Origin of the sequence: Rhizobium sp. 18055 (assembly GCF_902706285.1) — a bacterium.
GTDB lineage: Bacteria > Pseudomonadota > Alphaproteobacteria > Rhizobiales > Rhizobiaceae > Rhizobium.
In genome coordinates this window covers 332190-350550 of sequence record NZ_CACSKD010000002.1, presented here as the reverse complement: position 1 = coordinate 350550, position 18361 = coordinate 332190, and the positions used below count along the sequence as shown (strand labels likewise).

At 59.5% G+C, this 18361-nt stretch carries 20 protein-coding genes and 1 tRNA gene; 7 read left to right on the top strand and 14 right to left on the bottom strand.

The features are described 5' to 3' along the window. Positions 1 to 119: 119 nt before the first annotated feature. The 4 genes from GVL52_RS05200 to GVL52_RS05185 form a co-directional block, all read right to left on the bottom strand. The gene (locus tag GVL52_RS05200) at positions 120 to 707 is read right to left on the bottom strand and encodes a hypothetical protein (RefSeq protein ID WP_160004529.1); all 588 of its coding nucleotides are present in this window, start codon (positions 705 to 707) and stop codon (positions 120 to 122) included. Positions 708 to 894: 187 nt separating this feature from the next. Beyond that, entirely contained in the window at positions 895 to 1392 is a 498-nt protein-coding gene (gpt, locus tag GVL52_RS05195; RefSeq protein ID WP_160004527.1) for a xanthine phosphoribosyltransferase, read from the bottom strand. Positions 1393 to 1608: 216 nt separating this feature from the next. Beyond that, the gene (locus GVL52_RS05190) at positions 1609 to 2454 is read right to left on the bottom strand and encodes a universal stress protein (RefSeq protein WP_160004525.1); all 846 of its coding nucleotides are present in this window, start codon (positions 2452 to 2454) and stop codon (positions 1609 to 1611) included. A gap of 106 nt (positions 2455 to 2560) precedes the next feature. Continuing rightward, complete coding sequence (locus GVL52_RS05185; protein ID WP_160004523.1) at positions 2561 to 3334, bottom strand: competence/damage-inducible protein A; 774 nt, start codon at positions 3332 to 3334, stop codon at positions 2561 to 2563. Positions 3335 to 3628: 294 nt separating this feature from the next. On the opposite strand from GVL52_RS05185, the gene wrbA reads away from it, so the two are divergent. Together wrbA and GVL52_RS05175 are read left to right on the top strand one after the other, a co-directional pair. Then, positions 3629 to 4225 (top strand): NAD(P)H:quinone oxidoreductase type IV, encoded by a 597-nt coding sequence (gene wrbA / locus GVL52_RS05180; protein ID WP_160004521.1) that lies wholly within the window; start codon positions 3629 to 3631, stop codon positions 4223 to 4225. A 474-nt stretch (positions 4226 to 4699) separates the two neighbouring features. Further along, positions 4700 to 4784, top strand: a tRNA-Leu gene (locus GVL52_RS05175). A gap of 12 nt (positions 4785 to 4796) precedes the next feature. On the opposite strand, the gene GVL52_RS05170 is transcribed toward GVL52_RS05175, so the two are convergent. Next, positions 4797 to 5153 carry a VanZ family protein gene (locus GVL52_RS05170; protein ID WP_160004519.1) on the bottom strand — a complete coding sequence of 119 codons (357 nt, stop codon included), beginning with the start codon at positions 5151 to 5153 and terminating at the stop codon, positions 4797 to 4799. A gap of 178 nt (positions 5154 to 5331) precedes the next feature. On the opposite strand from GVL52_RS05170, the gene ilvA reads away from it, so the two are divergent. The 3 genes from ilvA (at position 5332) to GVL52_RS05155 (ending at position 8489) form a co-directional block, all read left to right on the top strand. Next, the gene (gene ilvA / locus GVL52_RS05165; RefSeq protein ID WP_160004517.1) at positions 5332 to 6582 is read left to right on the top strand and encodes a threonine ammonia-lyase; all 1251 of its coding nucleotides are present in this window, start codon (positions 5332 to 5334) and stop codon (positions 6580 to 6582) included. Between the two features lie 61 nt (positions 6583 to 6643). Next, positions 6644 to 6970: an HlyU family transcriptional regulator gene (locus GVL52_RS05160; protein ID WP_160004515.1), complete on the top strand. Its 327-nt coding sequence runs from the start codon at positions 6644 to 6646 to the stop codon at positions 6968 to 6970. Between the two features lie 238 nt (positions 6971 to 7208). After that, positions 7209 to 8489, top strand: a complete 1281-nt coding sequence (locus GVL52_RS05155) for a diguanylate cyclase (RefSeq protein ID WP_200847775.1) — start codon at positions 7209 to 7211, stop codon at positions 8487 to 8489. Between the two features lie 67 nt (positions 8490 to 8556). On the opposite strand, the gene GVL52_RS05150 is transcribed toward GVL52_RS05155, so the two are convergent. After that, complete coding sequence (locus tag GVL52_RS05150; protein ID WP_160004511.1) at positions 8557 to 9171, bottom strand: FMN-dependent NADH-azoreductase; 615 nt, start codon at positions 9169 to 9171, stop codon at positions 8557 to 8559. A 142-nt stretch (positions 9172 to 9313) separates the two neighbouring features. On the opposite strand from GVL52_RS05150, the gene GVL52_RS05145 reads away from it, so the two are divergent. Next, entirely contained in the window at positions 9314 to 10282 is a 969-nt protein-coding gene (locus GVL52_RS05145) for a LysR family transcriptional regulator (protein WP_160004918.1), read from the top strand. A 32-nt stretch (positions 10283 to 10314) separates the two neighbouring features. On the opposite strand, the gene GVL52_RS05140 is transcribed toward GVL52_RS05145, so the two are convergent. The 4 genes from GVL52_RS05140 to GVL52_RS05125 all read right to left on the bottom strand — a co-directional run bounded on the left by GVL52_RS05140 (position 10315) and on the right by GVL52_RS05125 (position 14269). After that, a complete protein-coding gene (locus tag GVL52_RS05140) occupies positions 10315 to 12303 on the bottom strand; it encodes a bifunctional 2',3'-cyclic-nucleotide 2'-phosphodiesterase/3'-nucleotidase (RefSeq protein ID WP_160004509.1) in 1989 nt (662 codons plus the stop codon). A gap of 123 nt (positions 12304 to 12426) precedes the next feature. Then, entirely contained in the window at positions 12427 to 12759 is a 333-nt protein-coding gene (locus tag GVL52_RS05135) for a PilZ domain-containing protein (RefSeq protein ID WP_160004507.1), read from the bottom strand. Between the two features lie 91 nt (positions 12760 to 12850). Further along, the gene (locus GVL52_RS05130) at positions 12851 to 13732 is read right to left on the bottom strand and encodes a DMT family transporter (protein ID WP_160004505.1); all 882 of its coding nucleotides are present in this window, start codon (positions 13730 to 13732) and stop codon (positions 12851 to 12853) included. 75 nt (positions 13733 to 13807) lie between these two features. Further along, complete coding sequence (locus tag GVL52_RS05125) at positions 13808 to 14269, bottom strand: Lrp/AsnC family transcriptional regulator (RefSeq protein ID WP_160004503.1); 462 nt, start codon at positions 14267 to 14269, stop codon at positions 13808 to 13810. 162 nt (positions 14270 to 14431) lie between these two features. Here GVL52_RS05125 and ald point away from each other — a divergent pair, with 162 nt between their 5' ends. After that, on the top strand, positions 14432 to 15550 hold the full coding sequence (gene ald, locus GVL52_RS05120; RefSeq protein WP_160004501.1) for an alanine dehydrogenase: 1119 nt from the start codon (positions 14432 to 14434) through the stop codon (positions 15548 to 15550). 61 nt (positions 15551 to 15611) lie between these two features. On the opposite strand, the gene GVL52_RS05115 is transcribed toward ald, so the two are convergent. The 4 genes from GVL52_RS05115 to GVL52_RS05100 form a co-directional block, all read right to left on the bottom strand. Continuing rightward, the gene (locus tag GVL52_RS05115) at positions 15612 to 16082 is read right to left on the bottom strand and encodes a DUF1203 domain-containing protein (RefSeq protein ID WP_160004499.1); all 471 of its coding nucleotides are present in this window, start codon (positions 16080 to 16082) and stop codon (positions 15612 to 15614) included. Between the two features lie 70 nt (positions 16083 to 16152). Next, a complete protein-coding gene (locus tag GVL52_RS05110; protein ID WP_160004497.1) occupies positions 16153 to 16713 on the bottom strand; it encodes a GNAT family N-acetyltransferase in 561 nt (186 codons plus the stop codon). Between the two features lie 2 nt (positions 16714 to 16715). Beyond that, the gene (gene sseA, locus GVL52_RS05105) at positions 16716 to 17585 is read right to left on the bottom strand and encodes a 3-mercaptopyruvate sulfurtransferase (protein WP_160004495.1); all 870 of its coding nucleotides are present in this window, start codon (positions 17583 to 17585) and stop codon (positions 16716 to 16718) included. A gap of 38 nt (positions 17586 to 17623) precedes the next feature. Then, complete coding sequence (locus GVL52_RS05100; RefSeq protein ID WP_160004493.1) at positions 17624 to 18361, bottom strand: alanyl-tRNA editing protein; 738 nt, start codon at positions 18359 to 18361, stop codon at positions 17624 to 17626.

The following is an 18361-nucleotide window of genomic DNA, read 5'->3' as shown; positions in this document are numbered from 1 at the left end:
CTTGCTGCCGGATGCGCAAGGTAATTGCCAAAACGAGATAAAAATCACGGTTTTTTGAGATTTGGTGGTGGCATTTGGAGCGCAAATGAGCCTTGCGATTCGTCGGCCCTGAAACACTCTCAAAGTGCGTCGATGGCGATGGTCACCGTCGCTGTGCCGATGGCTTCTCCGCCTTCATCCCGAACGATAAAGCTTGCCTGCGTCTGCAGCAATTGTGTCGCATCGTCACGATCGGCACGGTCGATGAATATCTCGTCGGTGTTCCTGCCGAAGGTCCTCAGGAACTTGCTTTCGTCGCCCTGCCAGTAATCGTTCGTCACCGTGCTCTGGCCGACGTTGAGGCCGTGGCGGTCGGTCACAAAGATTTCCACAATCGTTCCTTGCGAATCATCCTGCTCGGATTTGAGGTAGCGTGACACGGGATTGTTGAGCAGTCGTGACACCATCTGCCATTGGCCGCTCTTGATTTCGCTTCGGTAGGTATTGTCGAGCACCTGGATATCCATGCTGCTGACGTCGCTGAACTTGGCGTTCTGCTCCTTGATCGCCGCGCGAATCATCGGCTTGGCGATCATTGGCCTGACGAGGCTGTCCACATACTCGCGCACGACGGACATATAGGCGGGCTCCGCCGATACGGCACACGGATACGAAGTCAAGCACAGCCCGAGAGCCGCGATCACGCCGATGAACCGCCAACGATGCATATTCGTTCCAGTGTCGCGCCCGCGACCGCCTCAGACCCAATCATCACGCTGCGCCCTTGCCGCCTGATGTGGTGCCCATGATACGGCGGACGGCGAGGGTCTGACAGCGAATTTCGTGATGTTAGTAAACAAAGATTGGAACAATTTAAAGTTGTTTCTGGCTTTGGTCTATCAGGCGCGCGAGAAATCAGCCGCGGCTGTTCTTGGCAATCGGCTCCTGGTAGCTGAATCCCATATCCCACGGGAAGTAGATCCAGGTGTCCTGGCTCACTTCGGTGACGAAGGTATCGATCGTCGGTACACCCTGTGGTTTGGCATAGACGCAGGCGAAATGCGCTTTCGGTAGCAGCGTACGCACCTCCGAAGCGGTCTTGCCGGTGTCTGTCAGATCGTCGACCACAAGCACGCTTTCGCCGCCATCCGTGAGAAGTTCGGCCGCAATGCCCTTGAGCAGCATCATCTCTCCCTGGTTCACATAGTCATGGTAAGAGGCGACGCAGACGGTCTCGATCAGGCGGATGTTCAGTTCGCGCGAGATGATGGCCGCAGGGACCAGACCGCCACGCGTGATGCAGACGATCGCCTTGAAATCACGGTTGAGGCCGGCAAGCCGCCAGGCGAGCGCCCGGGCGTCACGGTGGAACTGATCCCAGGAAACGGGAAAGGCTTTATCGGGAAGGGACATTGGCTCGCTCCGAGGCATGAATGATGACACGCCGTTTGCCGGCGGCCGGACGCTTTTCCGTTCATCTGGTCAAACGCAAATCGCGCAGCCGAGACTGCGCGATGGAAGGACCGAAGCCGGAGCTCGTCGTCGGTCGTGGCAATTAGCGGAATTTGGTCGCAAAACGCAAGCCCCCGCGTGCCCCCGCGTGCCATTGCCTCCTCTGAGCGGGAGCGCTTACCGCGAAAGCAGCGTCATTGCTGTCATCGATTGCAGCAGCGACTTGGTAGTCCCGCCGAAGATCATCTGCCAGAGCCTCGAATGGGTGTAGGCGCCCATGACCAGCAGGTCGATGCTGCTGTCCGACAGGCGGTTCTCGATCAGGGCTGAAATATTCTTGTCCGGCGTGGTCGCCATCGTCGCAAGCGTCACCTTGACGCCGTGGCGTGCAAGCGTCGCAGCAATCTCGGCGCCGGACATCGACGCGGACTGCAGCCCGTTATCCACCGGATCGACGGAGAAAACCTCGACTTCGTCAGCAGTCTTCAGAAACGGCAGTGCATCGAAGGTCGCACGCGCGGCCTCCTTGGAGCCGTTCCATGCGATCAGCACACGTTTTATCGGCTTAGGCTGACGGATGATAAAGGGGATCATCAGCACCGGCCGGCCGCTTTCCAGCAGGAAGCTGTCTACATCCACGTGGCTGTCGGATGGTCTGCTGGGGTCTGCCTGCGATGCAATCAGAAGGTCGGCGCTGCGTGCGCTTTCGATGATCGTTGCAGAGCCATATCCCGCCGAGGATGTGAAGCTGCGCCATTCGAACGAAGCCCCTTCCGCCTCTGCCTTGCCGCACACGATCCGTGCGACCTCGAGCGTTTCGGCGTGCGCCATATCCTGCAATGCCTGTACCGCGATGGGATCAGGGATCTCCATCGGCGCCACAAGCGGGACCACGGCGATCGTTTCAGCATGAATGCCGATGACGTGGGCATCGTTTTGCGCGGCGATCATAAACGCGAACTCGGCCACAGCGGCGCAATTGTCAGCAGTATCGAGAACGGCAACAATGGTTTTATATGACATCTCTATCTCCCTGCGCGGGTAAAATGGTCCGTAAGCTATGCAATGCACGCGGTGGCTGTTTGTTTCCTTGATCTATGTCACGGCCCCAAGAGCTGGGCAGTTTTCGCTAGGCTTCCGCCGAATGGTTTTCCGCCACATCGCGTTCGCATCGAATGGTCTCGATCATCGCTTCCACATCGGCACCTGCGGCATCGATGACGTCTTGCGCGCGACCGCGGACGACGATCTCGGTCGAGAATTTCTGGCCGACGTACCGCGGGTAGGAGCCGATGCTTGTGTCGGGATGAGCCTTCTGGATCGCCGCCAGCGGCGTGCCGATATCACCTTCGCCATAGGGGCACGAGACCGCCAGAGACAGAACCGGCGTTCCGCTGCGAAGGGTAGGGATCACCGCATCCACCATGGCCTGGAAGACCTGCGGCACGCCGGCCATGACGTAGACATTGCCAACGACGAAGCCGGGTGCTGTGGAAACCGGATTGGGGATGTGGGTCGCGCCAACAGGCATCCGCGCCATCCTCTTGCGGGCATCGGTGAACTCCAACTCGCGGCGCTTGTACATGTCGGCGAGCATGACCATCGCCTTTTCGTCGTGGTGGCAGGCGACGCCGAACGCCTTGGAAACGGCGTCGGCGGTAATGTCGTCGTGGGTCGGTCCGATGCCGCCCGAGGTGAAGACGTAGTCGTATTTCGCCCGCATCGCATTGAGCGCCTCGACGATCGCGTCTTCCTCGTCCGCAACGATCCGAACTTCCTTCAGGTCGATGCCGGCCAGAAGCAGCATGTCGGCGAGATGGCCGATATTCTTGTCCTTGGTGCGTCCAGAAAGAAGCTCGTCGCCGATCGCCAGTATGGCTGCTGTCACAATCTGTTGGTTCATTGCAGGTCTCTGTCGTTTCTCATTGTTTGGCATCGAACTTATACCAAATAGGGCAGACGGGAAGCCCGTGCGTTGGCTTACGGAAAAGTGAATGCAAGCCGAAAACATGCGATAAGATTGAACAGTCCGTTTCCGATGGCGTGGCTGGCACCTGACGTGCGCATGCAATAGCTATGGGGCATACGCACCATGCGTTGCGAGGCATTCTTTATGTTACCCGAGTTCATCAAACGGATTCTGTTCGGCGCGCCAAACCCGGCGCCCGTGGCATCCCAGCAAGAGGAAACTGCTAAAATGGCTAAGGTTCTGGTACTTTACTATTCGTCTTACGGCCACATCGAGACCATGGCCTATGCCGTTGCCGAAGGCGCAAAGTCGGCCGGTGCCGAAGTCACCGTCAAGCGCGTGCCGGAACTGGTGCCGGAAGAGGTCGCCAAGGCCTCGCATTTCAAGGTCGATCAGGCTGCACCCGTCGCCACGCCGGACGAACTGGCAGATTACGATGCGATCATCGTTGGCGCCGGCACCCGCTTCGGCACCGTTGCCTCGCAGATGCGCAATTTCTGGGATCAGACGGGCGGCCTCTGGTTCGCCGGCAAGCTTGTCGGCAAGCTTGGCTCGGTCTTCACCTCGTCTGCCACGCAGCACGGTGGCCAGGAATCCACCATCCTCGGCTTCATCCCGACCTTCCTTCACCAGGGCATGGTCGTAGCTGGTCTGCCCTATGCTTTTCAGGGTCAGATGGGCGTTGACGAGATCAAGGGCGGTTCGCCTTACGGCGCTTCGACCATCACCGACGGTGACGGTTCGCGCCAGCCTTCGGCTGTCGAACTGGAAGCTGCAAAGTTCCAGGGCGCACACATTGCCAAGCTTGCTGCCAAGCTCGCCTGATCAAGCAAATTTATCGCTAGAAAGCGCGGCCACCGGCCGCGCTTTTCCCGTTTCTGGCGTCGGAAACGCCGTTTTGAATAATCAGAAGTTGTTGTCTGTCCGATTTGGTAATTCGCTCAGCCGTAGAGCCCATGAAGCTTGGCTGTGTAAACGAACAGCGGTACCCCAAATACCGCAAGTCCAATCAAGAATGCCGTGCCTGCACGAAACAGTCTGAGGCGCCGAGTTCTAGCGCCATCCCAGTCGTAAACCATCGTCTTACTCCCACAACAAGACAAGCTTTACAAATACACGCCCAGAAGCCGTAGCTTTACTGACGAAGACATAGAAACACATTCTAGCGTTGCAAGAAAGACGCTTGTTAATGGGTTTGTAATATGTATTCAATTGTGGCCGATTCGCATCACGTAGGCCTATACGCGGCGCCGGAAGCACTTGACTGAATCGCTGCAGTCGTTGATTGAGGTGCCTATTGCGGGCGTGGCGAAACTGGTAGACGCAAGGGACTTAAAATCCCTCGGCCTTGGCTGTGCGGGTTCGACCCCCGCCGCCCGCACCAGCCGCCAAAAACTTAGCCTTCGCTCGGTTTTGCTGGACGGAACCGGTTGACGAGCGTGCCGGCGAATACCCCGAGACATGCACCGGCAGCCTTCACACCGGCATCGTGCAGGCGCGCATGCCGGCTTGGCGAGAGATACTGCATATATTCGATAGCCACGGCTCCGACGACCAGCAGGCCCGCCACCACGAGCCAGTGCCTGGGATAAGCAACGGCGAAGGCCAGGCCGACGACCAGATAGGCAAGCGCCCTGTCAATGTTGACCGAGGTGATCGTGTGCGGCCGCAGGCCGATCGGAGAGACCGTCACGAAGATAATGCCCGCGAGAAGCAGCCAGGCGAGCGGCTTGGAAAATTTGTCAGCTGTCATAAAACCTACAATAACGATGTCACCGGGCGTTTCCAGCGCACAACTGCGTTATCGCCGCGATTTTCCGCAAGCGCCGGTGAGACGCTTTTGCCGGCCGAACGGTTGTGGTCGAAAATGGGCTTCTTTCGATGGGCCGCCTATGGCATAGCGTGGAGCGAGAACACAAGGGACCGAGACCGTGACCAGACAGAATGTCGAAGCTGCCGAGGAGGCCTTGCGCAGCCTATTCCCGGCAACGCCGCTGCAACTCAACGAACATTTGTCCGCCCGCTACGGCGCCGATATCTGGTTGAAACGCGAAGATCTGTCGCCGGTTCGTTCCTACAAGATCCGCGGCGCCTTCAACTTCTTCCGCAAACGCATCGCTGAAGGTGCTTCCGACAAGATTTTCGTATGCGCCTCTGCCGGCAATCACGCCCAGGGCTTTGCCTTCGTCTGCCGCCATTTCGGCGTACATGGCGTCGTCTTCATGCCGGTGACCACGCCGCAGCAGAAGATCGACAAGACCCGTATCTTCGGCGGCGAATTCATCACCATCAAGCTGACCGGCGACTTCTTCGACCAGTGCTACAAGGCGGCGCGCGATTATGTCGAAACCATCGACGGCGTCATGGTGCCTCCCTTCGATCATGCCGACATCATCGAGGGCCAGTCGACGGTTGCTTCCGAGATCATGCAGCAATTGCCTGAGGGCACCGTGCCTGATCTCGTCGTCATGCCGGTCGGCGGCGGCGGGCTTGCGGCGGGCACCAGCGGCTTCCTGAAAGACATCGTGCCGAGCACGGGCTTTGTCTTCGTCGAACCGGCCGGTGCACCAAGCCTCAAGCGCAGCCTCGAGGCCGGCGAGGTGGTCACTCTCTCAAAGGTCGACAATTTCGTTGATGGTGCCGCCGTGGCGCGGATCGGCGACCTGAATTTCGCGGCCCTCAAGGCCTTTCCGACCGATCAGGTCATGTTGATGCCGGAGAACGCCATCTGCGTCACCATCAACGAGATGCTCAACGTCGAGGGCGTCGTTCTGGAACCTGCCGGCGCGTTGTCGCTGACGGCGATCGCTGCCATGGATCCGGAGGCGATCCGCGGCAAGACGATCATTGCCATCGTCTCGGGTGGCAATTTCGACTTCGAACGTCTGCCTGACGTAAAGGAGAGGGCCATGCGCTATGCGGGACTGAAGAAATACTTCATCCTGCGTCTGCCGCAGCGCCCCGGCGCCCTGCGCGACTTCCTCAATCTGCTCGGCCCCGAGGACGATATTGCCCGTTTCGAATATCTGAAGAAAACGGCGCGCAACTTCGGCTCCGTGCTGATCGGCATCGAAACGAAGTCGCCGGAGAATTTCGCCGATCTCTTCGCCAATTTCGAGACGGCTGGCATCGGTTTCGAGGACATCACCGAAAATGAGATCCTGGCCAACCTCATCATTTAACTTTGGCTGAAACGGCCCTATTTACCGATGACGGCATCGGCCCTCATGACAAAGGCGTATCATGGCTTCGATTTTCTCCAGTATTCTCTCCATGTTCTCGGGCGGCGCAAAGCAGCCTGGCGCATCGGCATCCGTTGCATCCGATCCGCAGCCCTATGCCGATTGCACGATCTATGCCGCGCCGCAGAAGGAAGGCGGCCAGTACCGCCTTGCAGGCCGCATCGAGAAGGTTGTCGGCGAAGAGGTGCTGGTGCGCAATTTCATCCGAGCCGACATGTTCTCATCGACCGATGATGCGATCGAATGCACCGTGCGCAAGGCGCAGCAGATCATCGACCAGAACGGTCCATCCCTGTTCAGCGACGGCGCCAAACAGCGCCAGGTCTGAGATTTTCAGACTGTGCCATAATGCTGTTCCTTGGCCCGGCTACCACAGCCGTCCGCTCACGCTATTTTAAAGTATTCCGGCGATGTTGCGGTTAGCAGATTTTGCAGGATCGTCGCGTGCTTCATAACACTGGCAGACCGACCGCCATACCTCTCGCAGACAAGCGGGACGCAACGACATATGGTCATGCCGTCCACTCTGCCACCCGGTCGTGTCTTCCAGGCACGCGGCGGTGTGGTTGATGGCAAACATCAATCTCCTGCTGTTCGTCATCGAAGCCATCAGCTATTTCACGCTCATGGTGATGCTGCTGCATTTCCGCCATCGCATCGGCCTCGGGATGTTTTTGACCGCGCTTGGCGTCATGCACTTCATGGAGACCTATCTCGCAGCGGTCTTCTATGTCGAAGTGCCCTTCGGCATCGTGTCGCCGGGATCGTCGGTATTCTTCACCGGCAAGCTGATGATGATCCTGATGCTCTACCTTCAGGAAGACGCCGCGGTCGTGCGTCAGCCGATTTACGGCCTGTTTCTCGGCAATCTCCTGACGGTCGGTATTGCCTGGCTGTTGCAGTGGCATGTTCCGGTCGAACTTTCCCCGAGCCGCGCTCCCAGCGATGAATTCCTGCAAGAGATGGGCTGGCTGATGATCTGGGGAACGGCCATCCTCTATCTCGACGCGATCGGCATCATTCTGCTCTACGAGCGGCTTGGCCGCTATCTGAAGCACAAGATCGTCCTGCGCTTCATGATCTGCGGATTTGTGCTGCTCACCTTTGATCAGATCGCCTTCTTCGGCGCACTCCATTACGTCGTCGGCGTGCCGCTGGCCGCCTTCTGGGGCGGCTGGAAGGCCAAGATGTTTGCGGTCTGCATCTATACGGCGCTGTTCGCCATCTACGAGCTATGGATCGGCCGCGCCGTCGTCACACCGAACGCCCGCCCGATCAGCGACATCTTCAGTGATTTGACGTTTCGCGAGCGTTACAACGATCTTCTCAGCCGCACCGGCAGAGACGTGCTGACCGGCCTTTACGATCGCACGCGCATGGAACTCGAGGCGCCGATCATGATCCGGGAATCGCTGCGCCAGGGACAGTACGCCACGGTGATGATCATGGACGCCGATCACTTCAAGGGCGTCAACGATCAGTTCGGCCATCTGCAAGGCGATGAGGTGCTCAGGGCAATCGCGCTTCGGCTGGGCACCATACTGCGGGCGGCCGATCGAATGTACCGCTTTGGCGGCGAAGAGTTCGTCGCCATATGCCCGGCGACGGATCATGGCGAAGCGCTTCGGTTGGCGGAGCGGTTGCGCTGGACCATCGAGACCAGTGTGATGACACCGGATGCCAGGCCGGTGACGATCAGCATCGGCGTCGCGACTGTCGGTGAGGATGGCGACGACTTTACGTCATTGCTGACGGTTGCCGACCAGCGGCTGTATCAGGCCAAAAAGAACGGTCGCAACTGTATCGTCGGCGGCCCTGCCATCGACGATATCGCCGCCGCACACTGATCCAACTCTCACCCCACAAAAAAACGGCCGGCAAGCCGACCGTCCTTTTTAGTCGGATTGGCCTCGATTAAGCGGCGAGCGCCAGTTCTTCAGCACGCGCCTTGGCAGCACCGACCGCCTTTTCGGCAGCTTCAGGACCAAATGCCAGGCCTTCGACATAGATGGTTTCGATGTCGCTGATACCCATGAAGCCGAGAACGGTCTTCAGGTAGGGCACGGCATGGTTCATGCCGGCGGCAGGACCCTGCGAGTAGACGCCGCCGGACGCCAGAACCACGTAGACCTTCTTGCCGGTGGCGAGGCCGACAGGGCCGCTTTCGGTGTACTTGAATGTCAGGCCGGCGCGCGCAACGTTGTCGATCCAGCTCTTCAGCGAGGAGTAGATGTTGAAGTTGATCAGGCCGGTGCCGATGACGATTGTGTCGGCAGCGAGCAGTTCGTTGACGAGTTCGTCGGAAATCTTTGCAGCCGCATTTTCTTCGGCTGTGCGTGCGTCGGCCGGCTTGCGGATGGCGATGGAGAACAGGTCGTCCATATGCGGGAGCGGGTTGGCGGCGAGGTCACGGCGAACCAGCACGCTGCCCGGCTGCTGTGCCTGAAGCTTGGCTGCGAGGTCTGAAGCGATATCGGTCGACAGAGATTCAGCGCGCGGGCTGGAGGTCAGAAGCAGGATGGACGACATGATTGTTATTCCTCTGGTATTGGCATTGCCGGGATCATCGGGAGTATCGAACCACGGCTTCAGGGAGAGAAATAGATCTGGCGGCCTATCGAAAAAACTGGGATAATGTAGATCGAAACTATCGATGGATTGGATGGATGTGATGTTGCCGAACCCGACACTGGACCAGTTGCAGGTGTTCCTGACCGTTGCTGAAACCGGCAGCTTCTCGGCGGCCTCCCGTGCGCTCAATCGCGCCCAATCGGTGGTCAGCTACACCATCGCCAATCTCGAAGCGCAGCTTGAAATGCAACTGTTCGAACGCTCCGGCGCCCGCCAGCCGAAGCTGACCGAGGCGGGCAAGGCGATGCTGGAGGATGCGCGCCGGCTGATGACAGATCTGCAGGTGATGCGCGCCCGGGTTAAGAGCCTTAAAGAAGGGCTGGAGGCCGAAGTCGCGGTGGCGATCAGCGTCATGGTGCCGCCGCAGGCAGTCGTCGCAGTGCTGCGTGAGTTTCGCGACCGGTTTCCGTCCGTGACACTGAACCTGAGCGCTGGCGAACTCGGCATGGTCATGGAGGCGGTGCTGTCTGGCAAAGCGACGATCGGCATTGGCGGTGCCGTGCTGAAGCAGGACGATGCGATCACTGTCGAGAAGATCGGCCACTCCTTCATGATCCCCGTCGCGTCCAGCACCCATCCCCTTGGAGAACTGGGTCGGCCGCTCACCCTGGCAGATGTCCGTGAGGAGGTGCAGCTGGTGGTCACCGACGCATCGGGCCTGACCAAGGGGCGCGATTTCAACGTGCTGTCCTACAAGACCTGGCGCGTCAGCGACATCGCCACCAAGCATGCGCTGATCCGCGGCGGCCTCGGTTGGGGTGGTTTGCCGGCATCGATCATTCGCGAGGATCTGGCAAACGGCACGCTCGTTCATCTCGATCTGCAGGCCTACGAGCAGGGCGAATACCCGATCTACGCAATGCGCCGCATTTCCAATCCGCCCGGACCAGCCGCCGCATGGATGATCGAGGCGTTCCACAGGCTGCTTTCGGCCTGCCCGAACCATGCCGATTTTACAGCATCACTGGACGATATCCGCCGGCCGGATATGCCGCTTGCCGCGGAGTAGGCGAGGCGCTTGCGCCTCGCCATTGTCGATGATCAGAGCACCAGCCTGAATTTCGCGAAGCCGTCGGTGCCTTCGCCGGCATCCTCGATCTTCGCGCCTTTCACCTCGGCGATGAACTGCTTCGCCTTCGGCCCGCTCTGGAACGTGGCGGTCGCGCCGTCCACCGGCTTGAAGGTCCAGTTGCCGTCGGCCGATGGATTGATCGTACCCTGTTCGTGGACGTAGCGCACGATCACGTCGCGGTTGGTATCCGGCGCCTGGAATACCACCTTGTCGGCCGCGATCTCGGGGAACTTGCCACCACCGCCGGCGCGATAGTTGTTGGTCACCACCACGAACTTCTGCTTCGGATCGATCGGTTTTCCATCGAACTGCAGGTTCTGGATGCGGCTCACATCGGCATTGATCGCCATGCCGTCATTGTCGTATTTGCGCGGCTGGGCGAGGTCGATCTGATAGGTGACGCCATCGATAACGTCGAAATTATAGGACGGGAAGTCGCTGTTCAGCAGTTCGGCATCCTTGGTTCCGGGCTTCACCTCGTTGAACATCCCGGCCGACATTTCCAGCCAGTTCTTCACCTGCTCGCCATTGATGACGACGGCCTGCACCGTGTTCGGGTAGAGATAGAGATCGGCGATGTTCTTGATGGCGAGATCGCCAGCCGGAACATCGGTGTAATAATCGGCACCACCGCGACCGCCTGACTTGAACGGCGCCGCAGCCGACAGCACCGGCAGATCCTTGAACTCGGTATCGGCGAGCATCTGCTTGATGTACCAACTCTGCGCCTGGCTGACGATCTGCACCGAGGGATCGTCGGCAACGAGAGCGAAGTAGGAATAGAGCGGCGCCGATGTCTTGCCGACGGGCGTTCTGACATAGGCGAGCGTCGCCTCGTGCTCGGCCTTGGCGGCGTCGATCACGTCCTTCTTGTCGGCAACATCGGCCACGACCTTCTTCTTGTCGTCGCGGTGATAGATTGGCCGGGCTTCCGATGTGAAGTCGACGATCTTCCAACTCTTGCCGTCTTTTTCGAGCAGAAGGTCGATCAGCCCGAGATGAGAGCCCCAGAAGCCGGCCATGACGGCTGGTTTTCCGTGCAGCGTGCCCTTGACCGGATCGGCATTCTGGATGCCGTCCCAGGTCTTCGGACCGGGAAACACCAGATGCTGGTGGCCGGTAAAGATCGCATCGATGCCATCGACGGCGGCCAGATGCAGCGATGCGTTTTCCATTTTTTCGGAAGGGGCGGTTCCATCGATGCCTGAATGAGACAGCGCAATCACGATATCCGCACCTGCCTCCTTCATCGCAGGCACCCAGGCCTTGGCCGCTTCGACGATATCGCGGGTCTGCGCCTTGCCTTCCAGGTTCTTGATATCCCACTGCATGATCTGCGGCGGCACGAAGCCGATGAAGCCGATTTTCACCGGGCTTTCGTTGCCCGAACCGTCCTTGATCATTTTCTCGACGATGATGTAGGGCTTGAAGAACAGATCGTCCTGCTTCGGATCGGAGGCGAGCTGTCCCTTCGTCAGGTTGGCGCAGACGAACGGGAAGTTGGCGCCGTGAACCACCTTGAACATGAAGTCGAGGCCGTAATTGAATTCGTGATTGCCGAGCGTGCCGACGGTGTAGCCGAGCGTGTTCATCGCCTTGATAACGGGGTGAACATCGCCATCCTTCAGGCCGCGCTGATAGGCCATGTAGTCGCCCATCGGATTGCCCTGCAGCACGTCGCCATTGTCGATCAGCAGCGAGTTGGTGGCTTCCGCACGAATGTTGTCGATGATCGTCGCGGTGCGCGCCAATCCCATCGTGTCGTTCGGCTTGTCTGCATAATAGTCATACGGGAAGACGTTGACGTGAATATCCGTCGTCTCCATCAGCCGCAGATGCGCCTGGTTGGCGCTAGCGCGTGCGGCAAAGGGATGAAGCAGAACCAGCGCAGAGGTGGCAGCAATTCCCGTGAGCAGGGAACGCCGGCTCATCGGTGGCAGATCAAAAGTGGAAGACATGAACACTCCTTCGAAAATCACGCGTCGCCTCGCCCGATGGCGAGACTAGGATGATTTGCGAAGGAGTAAACCCCGAAAATGACAGGGGAATATACGATTGATGTCGTGGCGAGGTTGAAGCGGTTACCGCGCCAGCACGGGCTTCACATCCTTGTGGAAGAACCTGAAATACGATGACACCTGCGCGCGGGCGTTGGAGTTCGGATCGAACTGGATGCCGACGCGACCGTTATGGCTCCATCGGATAACGCCGTGCAGCACGCCGAGGTCGTCGGCGAGAATCTGGACGCGGCTGCCGGAGGCCGCATGCAACGGAGAGCGGACTTCAAGTGCAATGCCGTTGATCGACATATCGAGGATGCGCGCATCCACTTCTTTTGTCAGGTAACGAACCTTGCCAAACATCCGGCACGGCTTCCTATCGGCCTTGCGGGTGACGATGTTGAGATTGTGCATCTAAGCGTGTCCCAATTTGAACATGAGACGAGCATATCGAGCACAGATTGAAATGCTTTTATGGTTTTCGTTAAAATTGCAGGCGGATGCTTTACTGTCTGGTTGCTTGCCTGCGCCCGACCACATGCTCACGCCATATCGTGAATATCCCGGAAGCGACGACGATCATCGAGCCGATAATCGTATTGAGGCTGAGTGTTTCATTGTAGATCGTCACGCCGATGATCGAGGCATAGACAAGTTGCAGATAGGTCAGCGGCTGCACGGCCGCGGCATCCAGCATGTCGTAGGCGCGGATCAGGAAATAGTGGCTCGATATGCTGGTGATGCAGACGAGCGCCATCCAGCCCCAGTCGCCCGCAGACATCCACGTCCAATAAAACGGGCCGACAAGCGTCATCGCGGCGGCGCCGACAACGCCGGTATAGAAGAAGCTGGTCATCGACGAATCGTCGCGGCTGACCAGCCGCGTGGCGATCACGTAGAAGGCGAACAGGAAGCAGGACAGGATTGCCAGCAGCAGCTTGTAGTCGAACATTCCCCCATCGGGCTTCAGGATCAGCAGCACGCCGATGAGGCCGGCGCAGATTGCCGTCCATCGCCGCCAGCCGACGCGCTCGCCGAGCAGCGGCATGGAGAGCAGCGCAATGAGAATGGGTGTGGCAGAGAAGATCGCCTGCGAATGCGCCAGGCCGATCACCGCAAAGCAACTGATGACGGCGACCACCTGCGAAGCCAGCAGCAGCCCGCGGATCACCTGCAGCACCGGCCGCTTGGTGCGTGCCGTGGCCATCAGGCCGCCGCGCATTTTCGACGCCAGCAGGATCGTGAACAGGCCGAAGGCCCAATAACGGATCATCGTCACGAAGACAGGCGGATAGGCACTGCCGAGATGCTTCGAGATTCCGTCCTGCAGCGAGAAGATGGTGATCGCCAGAAGGACGAAAATATAGCCTTGAGTCTTCGGTTTCATGATCTCGTCTTATCGTGCAGGTCTGGCCGGTGCCATCGAAACTTCCGCCAGGAAGGCATCAATTCCGGCCCGCACTCACAGGCCGACATTCGGCCGGTCGATCACCTCGCGCAATGCGAAGCTCGAGTTGATCTTCACCACATGCGGAAGGGCCGAAAGCCAGTCGCGGTGGATGCGCTCGTAGTCCTCAAGATCGCGGGCGGCAACGCGCAGGATGTAGTCGTATTCGCCTGACATCAGATAGCAGACCAGCACATTCGGACAGAGTTTCACCGCGATCTCGAATTCCGTCAGCGTCTTGGCGAACTGGCCGGACAGCGAAATATGCACGATGGCGATCATCTTGTAGTCGAGCGCCTTCGGAGAAACATGCGCGTGGTAACCGAGGATGACGCCGCTGCGGTCCAGTATGTCGAGGCGCCTGGAGCAGGCGGATGCCGACAGCCCGACCTTTGCGGCGAGGTCGGCATTGGTCATCCGTGCGTTGGATTGCAAGGCCTTCAAAATCGCATGATCGATGGCGTCGAGATCGGACATTCGAAGAACTTTCGATTATTTTCCTATATACGCAATAGTCGTCGAAAAATGCCGTCCATGCAAATCCTCTTTGCAAGGACATTTCGTCCGTCAGGTGATTGGATTCCTCTTGCAAACACTCCGCTGGACGGAGCTGAAAAAACAAAAGAGAGGAACGCTCAAATGCGTGTCGGTTGCCCGAAGGAAATCAAGAACCACGAATACCGTGTCGGTCTGACGCCTGCGTCCGTTCGCGAATATGTCGCTCACGGACATGAAGTCTGGGTCGAGACGAAGGCTGGTTCGGGCATCGGCGCGGATGATTCCGCCTATGCCGCAGCCGGCGCCAGGATCGCGGCGTCCGCCAGGGACATTTTCGAAAAGTGCGACATGATCGTCAAGGTCAAGGAGCCGCAGCCGTCGGAATGGGCGCAGCTTCGCGACGGCCAGATCCTCTACACCTATCTGCATCTGGCGCCGGACCCGGAACAGACCAAGGGTCTTCTTGCCTCGGGCGTGACTGCAATCGCCTACGAGACGGTGACCGATGAGCGCGGCGGCCTGCCGCTACTGGCGCCGATGTCGGAGGTTGCCGGCCGCCTGTCGATCCAGGCCGGCGCGACAGCTCTGCAGAAGGCCAATGGCGGCCTCGGCATTCTTCTCGGCGGCGTGCCCGGAGTCTTGCCGGCCAAGGTCACCATTATCGGTGGCGGCGTGGTCGGCCTTCATGCCGCCAAGATCGCGGCTGGCCTCGGCGCCGATGTCAGCATCCTCGACAAGTCCCTCCCACGCCTGCGCCAGCTCGACGATATCTTCGCAAGCCGCATCCACACCCGCTATTCCAGCATCCAGGCGCTCGAAGACGAAGTGTTCTCCGCCGATCTCGTCATCGGTGCCGTGTTGATCCCGGGTGCCGCAGCCCCCAAGCTTGTTACCCGCGAAATGCTGTCCGGCATGAAGAAGGGCGCCGTCATCGTGGACGTCGCCATCGATCAGGGCGGCTGCTTCGAGACATCGCATGCGACGACACATTCCGATCCGACCTTTGAGGTCGATGGCGTCGTGCATTATTGCGTGGCCAACATGCCGGGCGCAGTGCCGGTCACCTCGGCGCATGCGCTCAACAATGCAACGCTGGTCTACGGCCTCGCTCTGGCCGATCGCGGCCTGCGCGCCATCGCCGAGGACAAGCATCTGCGCAATGGTCTCAATGTCCACAAAGGCCGGGTCACCAACAAGGCCGTCGCCGAAGCGCTGGGTTACGAACCTTACGCTGCGGAAAGCGTTTTGAATGTAGCCTGAAGCGCGTAACGCAACGTCAGTTGAAGCCGGTCGCGGACGTTGCAGCCGGCTTCTTGCGTCGCTATCCGTCGATTCGGCACTGATAGCAGTTGTTGCGCGCCGAGCGCACATGCACATAGGAGACGTCGGGCCGCTGCAGCAGCGTTGCGGCATAGGCCGGAATTTCCGCAACCGAAGTCACCGAACCGGTGCCGTAGACGATCCTGTTGTTTTCGCCGTAGCCGCGCAGGATGAAGTCGGGGCTGGTGATGAGGACCGGCGGCATGATCTCTTCGGCGGCATAGCGTTCGCAACGCCGCTTGTGCAGGAACACGGGTCCTGTCTCGGCATAGGGCTGCAGTTCGGCAAAAGGCCGGTAGGCGAAGACATAAAGCTCTTCGTCCGCGTCGATATTGCCGAGGCAATGGCGGCAGGGATGGCCGGGGCCATCTGATACCATCGTCTCTGGCGGATTGTCGTAAGCGTCGCGCCCGCCGTTCCAGATGTGGTCGGAGTCAGCGGCTGGCATGGCAGTGAAATGAAGGGTTGGCATGGCAAGTCTCCTTTACGAGCCTGCCTTGAATGCCTCGTCAACAGCCTTTGAACCACCCGATCCTTGCGGGCTACGTTCTTTTTGCGAACTCCAGCAGTTCCTTGTCGCTGAGCGGACGGACGATCGCCGTCCCCGTGGAGACGGGAGAGAAGCCGAACATCTGGTAAAGCTGCAATGCGCGCGGATGATCGAGATTATTGGTGGTCGTCGTCACGCGCATCGGGCTCTGCGTCCAGATCGCATAGAGCGCCTGCAGCAGGAACCACTTGCCGATGCCCAGCCCGAGCGCATGCTCGATCAGCCCGAAATGGCTGAGCTCGACCGTGTCTTCGTCGATCGTCAGATACTCGTAGAAGCCGGCAGGTGCGCCGTTGACATAGAGAACGCTGATTGTGTTGCGCTTGTCGTAGAGCGCTGCGGTTAGTTCTTCGTCGCTCATTCGCAGCCGATCCACCCACTGCCATCGGGCGCCGACCTGGCGGTAGAGGTAGCGATAGAACGGCAGCGGAATCTCCGGCGTACGCATGATCGCCGTCTGGATGTTGACGGGCACCGGAAGACTGGTCTTCGGCGGCGCCGTCATCTCGAGATGGGTCACGTGGGCCTGGAGTGAGGAGGGTGCTTTTGCCATGATCACGCTTTAACCGATTCTGCCGGGCCGGTCACAACGGGCGTGTCTTCCCGGCTACCCCATTCGCTCCACGAGCCATCGTAAAGCGCGTTGTCGTCGTGGCCGACCGTCGCCAGCGCCAGCATGATGACGGCAGCCGTCACGCCCGAGCCGCAGCTGGTCACGACAGGCTTCGAAAGGTCGATACCGGCGTCGGCAATCATCGTCTTCAGCGTTGCCACATCCTTGAAGTGGCCATTGGCCGAGAGGCTGGTCGCAGGCAGGTTGCGGGCACCCGGCATATGACCGGAGCGCATGCCGGCGCGGGGCTCGGCTTCCTCGCCTGTGAAGCGACCGGCGCCACGCGCATCGGCCACCTGTGCGGAGCCATCATCAACGATGCCGCGCATCGCCTCGAACGAGATCACCTTGTCGGCACGAAACGTCGGGGTGAACACCGCTGCCTGCGGTGTCGCAGTGCCGCTCTCGGTCGCACGTCCCTCGGCCTTCCAGCCATCCAGCCCGCCATCGAGAAGATAGACCTCCTTGGCGCCCATCGTCCTCAGCATCCACCAGACCCGCGGTGCCGAGAAGAAGCCCATGCCGTCATAGACGACGATGGTGTCGCTCTCCGCAATGCCGAGCTTGCCGACTTCGGATGCAAACAGTTCAGGCGAGGGCAGGGAATGCGGCAGGCCGGTCGAGTGATCGGCAATGGCGTCCTGATCGAAGAACACGGCGCCGGGGAGATGGCCCGCCACATACTCATCCTTGGCGATGCGCTTGTGCGCAGGAAGATACCAGGAGGCATCTACCACCGTGAATCCCGGCGTGCCCAGCTGCTTTTCGACCCAATCGGCCGAAACGACGAAGCGGCTCGTGGTCTCGCTCATGCTGCTCTCTCCAATCAATGCTTATGCTTCGGCAATGCTTATGCGTCGTCGCCGGGAGCGCCGAAACGGATACGGAAGCGGCGGTTTTCCTTGCCCTTCTTCTCGATCTTGGCGATGTGAATCTGTCCGACATCCTTGGTTTGCGACACATGTGTGCCGCCGCAGGGCTGGCTGTCAATCGCTGAGTTTTCGCCGATGCAGACGAGGCTGACGCGTCCGAGGCCAACAGGCGGACGCACATTCTTGGATTTCACGATGCCGGGATTGGCTGCCAGCTCCTCGTCGGTTATCCATTGCAGATAGACCGGATGGTTCTGCTCGACCAGCGCCATCAGCTTGGTCGTCACCTCGTCCTTGTCGATCGTATCGGTCATGTCGAAATCGACGCGGCTCTCGTCTTCGCCGACGGCGGCACCGGTGATCGGATAGGAGCAGACGACGGACAGAAGGTGGCAGGCTGTATGCATCCGCATCAGCTTGTGGCGACGCTCCCAATCGAGATGCATCACCAGCTTTTCGCCGACAGCAGGCTGTGCCTGTCCCTCGATCGGCACGTGGATGATGATATCCTTTGCAGCGCCATGCCTGGTCTGCCCAAGCGTGATCTTGCTGCCATCGGCGCGTTCCAGAAAGCCCGTATCGCCCGGTTGCCCGCCTGATGTGGCATAGAAGCAGGTCTGGTCGAGCTCTATGCCACCGTCGTCGTGAATGGCCGTGACGACGGCCTCTGTTGTCGAGAGATAGAAGTCGTCACGGTAAAGGGCATTGACGGGCAT

Excerpts from the sequence above, each read along its gene's own strand:
- GVL52_RS05200 (WP_160004529.1), bottom strand. The coding sequence starts at position 707 with ATGCATCGTTGGCGGTTCATCGGCGTGATCGCGGCTCTCGGGCTGTGC.
- gpt (WP_160004527.1), bottom strand. The coding sequence starts at position 1,392 with ATGTCCCTTCCCGATAAAGCCTTTCCCGTTTCCTGGGATCAGTTCCAC.
- GVL52_RS05190 (WP_160004525.1), bottom strand. The coding sequence starts at position 2,454 with ATGTCATATAAAACCATTGTTGCCGTTCTCGATACTGCTGACAATTGC.
- GVL52_RS05185 (WP_160004523.1), bottom strand. The coding sequence starts at position 3,334 with ATGAACCAACAGATTGTGACAGCAGCCATACTGGCGATCGGCGACGAG.
- wrbA (WP_160004521.1), top strand. The coding sequence starts at position 3,629 with ATGGCTAAGGTTCTGGTACTTTACTATTCGTCTTACGGCCACATCGAG.
- GVL52_RS05170 (WP_160004519.1), bottom strand. The coding sequence starts at position 5,153 with ATGACAGCTGACAAATTTTCCAAGCCGCTCGCCTGGCTGCTTCTCGCG.
- GVL52_RS05160 (WP_160004515.1), top strand. The coding sequence starts at position 6,644 with ATGGCTTCGATTTTCTCCAGTATTCTCTCCATGTTCTCGGGCGGCGCA.
- GVL52_RS05150 (WP_160004511.1), bottom strand. The coding sequence starts at position 9,171 with ATGTCGTCCATCCTGCTTCTGACCTCCAGCCCGCGCGCTGAATCTCTG.
- GVL52_RS05145 (WP_160004918.1), top strand. The coding sequence starts at position 9,314 with ATGTTGCCGAACCCGACACTGGACCAGTTGCAGGTGTTCCTGACCGTT.
- GVL52_RS05140 (WP_160004509.1), bottom strand. The coding sequence starts at position 12,303 with ATGTCTTCCACTTTTGATCTGCCACCGATGAGCCGGCGTTCCCTGCTC.
- GVL52_RS05135 (WP_160004507.1), bottom strand. The coding sequence starts at position 12,759 with ATGCACAATCTCAACATCGTCACCCGCAAGGCCGATAGGAAGCCGTGC.
- GVL52_RS05130 (WP_160004505.1), bottom strand. The coding sequence starts at position 13,732 with ATGAAACCGAAGACTCAAGGCTATATTTTCGTCCTTCTGGCGATCACC.
- GVL52_RS05125 (WP_160004503.1), bottom strand. The coding sequence starts at position 14,269 with ATGTCCGATCTCGACGCCATCGATCATGCGATTTTGAAGGCCTTGCAA.
- ald (WP_160004501.1), top strand. The coding sequence starts at position 14,432 with ATGCGTGTCGGTTGCCCGAAGGAAATCAAGAACCACGAATACCGTGTC.
- GVL52_RS05115 (WP_160004499.1), bottom strand. The coding sequence starts at position 16,082 with ATGCCAACCCTTCATTTCACTGCCATGCCAGCCGCTGACTCCGACCAC.
- GVL52_RS05110 (WP_160004497.1), bottom strand. The coding sequence starts at position 16,713 with ATGGCAAAAGCACCCTCCTCACTCCAGGCCCACGTGACCCATCTCGAG.
- sseA (WP_160004495.1), bottom strand. The coding sequence starts at position 17,585 with ATGAGCGAGACCACGAGCCGCTTCGTCGTTTCGGCCGATTGGGTCGAA.
- GVL52_RS05100 (WP_160004493.1), bottom strand. The coding sequence starts at position 18,361 with ATGCCCGTCAATGCCCTTTACCGTGACGACTTCTATCTCTCGACAACA.